The 4,261-nt window shown below is 69.1% G+C and carries 3 protein-coding genes; 2 read left to right on the top strand and 1 reads right to left on the bottom strand.

Features of this window, described 5'->3' with window-relative positions:
* Positions 1-368 (top strand): sulfite exporter TauE/SafE family protein (locus tag N790_RS12395; RefSeq protein WP_043804611.1); only part of this gene is annotated, 368 nt, incomplete at its 5' end.
* A gap of 142 nt (positions 369-510) precedes the next feature.
* Positions 511-3,387, top strand: a complete 2,877-nt coding sequence (locus N790_RS12400) for a TonB-dependent receptor domain-containing protein (RefSeq protein WP_043804613.1) — start codon at positions 511-513, stop codon at positions 3,385-3,387.
* A 53-nt stretch (positions 3,388-3,440) separates the two neighbouring features.
* Here the strand turns inward: N790_RS12400 and N790_RS12405 are convergent, their stop codons facing one another.
* Positions 3,441-4,187: an endonuclease/exonuclease/phosphatase family protein gene (locus N790_RS12405; RefSeq protein ID WP_043804614.1), complete on the bottom strand. Its 747-nt coding sequence runs from the start codon at positions 4,185-4,187 to the stop codon at positions 3,441-3,443.
* Positions 4,188-4,261: the final 74 nt, after the last annotated feature.

A 4,261-nucleotide genomic window follows, 5' to 3' on the forward strand; every position in this document is an offset into this window, starting at 1 on the left:
CCGCCGCGGGCGCCGGCATCGGCGCGGTGTCGGCCCTGGTGGGCATCGGCGGCGGCAGCATGACGGTGCCGCTGCTGGTGTGGCGCGGCGTGCGGCCGGTGCGGGCGGTGGGCACGTCGAGCGCCTGCGGCGTGGCCATCGCCCTGGCCAGCGCCGCCGGTTACGCCCTGCAGGGGGCGCCCCAGGGCCTGCCCGCGGGCAGTTGGGGCTTTGTGTTCCTGCCCGCCGCGGTGGGCATCGCCCTGGCCTCGGTGCTGACGGCGCCCTGGGGCACCCGGCTGGCCCACCGCATCAGCGGCCCGGCCCTGCGCCGGCTGTTCGCGGCCTTCCTGGCGGTGGTCGGGACCAGCGTCTGGCTGGCTCCCTGAACGAAACCGGCCTCGGTTGTCCAATTGCACTAACGCGCTGAGTATTCGTGACCGTTGTCACGTTTTGACGATTTCTTTACAAGGGAAGGCAGCCGGGGCATTGGGGGCAAGGCGCCGGCACCACCAACCCATGGGGAATGCAATGAAGACCATCCGTACTACCCGCCTGAGCCAGGCGGTCCGCGGTGCATTGCTGTTCGCGCTCATCCCGGCGGCGGTCGCCGCGCAGGACGCGCCGGCCGAAGACGAGGTCAAGACGCTCGATCGCATCGAGGTCACCGGCACGCGCATCAAGACCTCGGAAGCCGAGGGCCTGGTCCCGGTGCAGCGCATCACGCGCGAGGACATCGACCGCAGCGGCCTCACTTCCGTCGCCGACATCATCCAGTCCCTGACCGGTTCGGGTTCGGCGCTCAACACCAAGTTCAACTCCAGCGGCAACTTCGGCTTCCCGCCGGACGGCAGCGGCGTCGGCGCGGGTTCCGCGCAGGCCGACCTGCGCCACCTGGGCTCCAAGCGCGTGCTGGTCCTGGTGGACGGCGTGCGCTGGGTCAACGAAGCCTCCGCCTCGGGCGTGGGTTCGTCCACCGACCTCAACACCATCCCGCTGGCCATCATCGAGCGCATCGAAGTGCTCGAGGACGGCGCGTCCTCGCTGTACGGCTCGGACGCCATCGCCGGCGTGATCAACATCATCACCCGCAAGGACTTCGAGGGCATCTCGGTCAACGCCCAGTACGGCCAGTACGGCGAAGGCGACGGCGCCACCTCGTCCATCGACCTGGCCTGGGGCGGCAGCACCGACCGCGCCAACTTCTTCCTGGGCCTGAGCTACACCGACCAGGAAGTGATCTATTCGCGCGACCGCGAACAGTCGAGCTTCCCGGTGCCCGGCACCGGCGTCGCCTTCGGCAGCTCGGGCACGCCGACCGGCCGCTTCATCTTCGTCGACCCCAACACCGGCGAAGTGCTCGACATCACGCCCAACAACGGCGCCAGCGACCCGACCTACGACGGCTCGCAGATCGGCTGCGTGCGCACCGACGACTACCACTGCTTCTCCACCGCCGACCGCTTCAACTTCTCGCAGTACAACCTGCTGCTGACGCCGTCCGAGCGCATGGGCGCCTTCGGCCAGGTGCGCTTCGAGTTCAGCGACGCGGTGAGCGGTTACGCCAAGGTGCTGTACAACCGCCGCGAGTCCACCAACCAGGCCGCGCCCGAGCCGCTGTTCCTCGGCCCCGAGGCCGGTACCGGCAACCCGCTGGCCGACAACATCTTCATTTCGGCCCTGAACCCGTACAACCCGTTCGGCTTCGACCTCGATTCGGCCACCAACCTGATCCTCATCGGCCGTCGCCCGGTCGAGGGCGGCGCGCGCGTGTTCGAGCAGGACGTGGACACCTGGTACGTCGGCGCCGGCCTCGAGGGCGTGTTCGACGCCGGCCAGCGCACGCTGTACTGGGACGTCAACATGGCCTTCAGCGAGAACAAGGCCGAGCAGACCAACTACGGCAGCTACAACATCCGCAACATCGCCCTGGCCCTGGGCGACCCGGCCGCCTGCGCCGCCGTGGCCGGCTGCACGCCGCTCAACATCTTCGGCGGCCCGGGCACGATCACGCCGGCCATGCTGGCCTGGATCCAGCCGATCGTGCGCGACGAGAGCCAGAACGAACTGGCGCTGTTCACCGCCAACCTCTCCGGCAGCCTGTTCGACCTGCCGGCCGGCTCGGTGGATTTCGCCGCGGGCCTGGAACACCGCCGCCTCGAGGGCTGGTACCAGCCCGACGCGCTCACCATCGCCGGCGACTACAACGGCGTGCCGTCCCTGCCCACCTCGGGCAAGTACGACGTGAGCGAGCTGTTCTTCGAGCTCAACTTCCCGCTGCTGCAGGACACCGAGATCGGCCAGAAGCTCGACTTCACCGTGGCCGGCCGCTATTCGGATTATTCCACCGGCATCTCGGAGTTCACGCCCAAGTACGGCCTGCGCTTCCAGCTGGTCGAGGAACTGGTGCTGCGCGCCAGCTACGCCGAAGGTTTCCGCGCGCCGTCGATCGGCGAGCTGTTCGGTTCGGCCAGCCGCTTCGACGCCCAGCTCAACGACCCCTGCGACACGCCGCTGCTCAACCCGTCGCTGGCCGGCAACTGCGCCGCGCTCGGCGTGCCGGCCAACTACCAGCAGCCGAACCCGCAGATCTCGGTCACCACCGGCGGCAACGACCAGCTGGACCCGGAAAGCTCCACGAGCTTCTCGGCGGGCTTCATCTGGAGCCCGGGCTTCCTCGAGGATTCGGCCTGGGCCGAGCGCGTGGACTTCGAGGTCACCTACTACCGGCATGAGATCGAAGGCGCCATCCAGGCCATCGACGCCCAGACCCAGCTCGACCTGTGCGTGCAGACCCTGGACGCGCTGTACTGCGACGGCATCACCCGCGCGCCCACCGGCGGCATCAACGGCTTCAACAACCGCCTGACCAACCTGGGCACCATCGACACCGACGGTTGGGACGTGGACCTGTTCTGGGTGTTCCCCGCCACCGACTTCGGCCAGTTCAAGGCCTCGTGGCGCAACACCTTCGTCGGCGACTACCGGGCCGTCGGCGCCGCCGGCCAGGTGCAGCCGCAGGGCCCGGGCATCGAGGTGGTCGACAGCGCCATCCCGGAGTGGACCTCGAACTTCACCCTGGACTTCAAGCGCGGCAACTTCGACGCCGCCTGGACGCTGCGCCACATCAGCGAGCTGCGCGAGGAATGCGGCCGGGCCGTGGGCTTCCCGGTGTGCAGCAACCCGGCCACCGGCACCAACGTGCTCGAGGCGATCACCTACAACGACCTGCAGCTGGGCTACCGCTTCGAGGACTACAAGGACCTGCGCATCGCCGTGGGCGTGAACAACGTCTTCGACGAGGACCCGCCGATCTGCCTGTCCTGCTCGCTCAACGGCTACGACGCGTCCACCTACGACATCCCGGGTGGCCGCTTCTGGTACCTGCGCGCCGACATCAAGTTCTGACCGGCCGGCGTTTCAGCGCGTGACGAAGGGCCGGCGGGCAACCGCCGGCCCTTTCATTTGGGCAGCAGCTCCACGCCGACCGCCATGTGGTCGGAACCGGCGGCCGGCACGGCCTTGTAGTCGAGCACCTTGAAGCCGCCCACCAGCACGTGGTCCAGGCCGCGTTGCGGCGCCCAGCTGGGGAAGGTGGCGATGCGGTGCGGCGGCGGCTCGAGCGAGGTGCCGCGGTAGAGCGCGCGCATCTCGGGCGCATCGAAATCGCAGTTGAAGTCGCCCATCAGCACCAGCCGCGGCGAATCGGCCAGCAGTTCGGCCAGGAAGCCCAGCTGCAGCTGGCGCGACTTCACGCCCAGCGACAGGTGGGTGATGGCCAGCTGCCAGGCATCGGCGCCTTCGCCGAAGCTGGCCAGCAGCACGCCGCGGCCGGCGATGCGGCCGGGCAGGGCGTAGTCGAGCAGGTCGGTGGGCTGCAGCCGGCTGAGCAGGGCGTTGCCGCTGCCGGCGATGCGCGAGATGCGCCGGTTCGGCTGGTGGCTCCAGAACGGGAAGTGCGCACGCTCGGCCAGGTAGTCGGCCTGGTTGGTGAAACCCGAGCGCAGGCTGCCGGGATCGGATTCCTGCAGGCCCACCAGGTCGTAGTTGCTGGCCAGCTCGGCCAGGCTGTCGAGGTTGAGGCGCTTGCCGCTGGGCAATACGTGCGACCAGCTGCGGGTCACGTAATCACGGTAGGCGCGGGTGCTGGAGCCGGCCTGGATGTTGGCGCTCAACAGGCGCAGCGTCGGGGTCGGGGCGTCGGCCATGGGGAGATGGTGCGGCCGCGGCGCGGCCGGGACAAGGGCGGGCAAAAAAAAGGTTCTTCACCGAAGTCCGGGGA

It is taken from the genome of Arenimonas malthae CC-JY-1 (assembly GCF_000747075.1).
GTDB lineage: Bacteria > Pseudomonadota > Gammaproteobacteria > Xanthomonadales > Xanthomonadaceae > Arenimonas > Arenimonas malthae.

What these genes read in the sequence shown, in the direction of transcription:
- N790_RS12400 (WP_043804613.1), top strand. Translation starts at nt 511, where the DNA reads ATGAAGACCATCCGTACTACCCGCCTGAGCCAGGCGGTCCGCGGTGCA.
- N790_RS12405 (WP_043804614.1), bottom strand. Translation starts at nt 4,187, where the DNA reads ATGGCCGACGCCCCGACCCCGACGCTGCGCCTGTTGAGCGCCAACATC.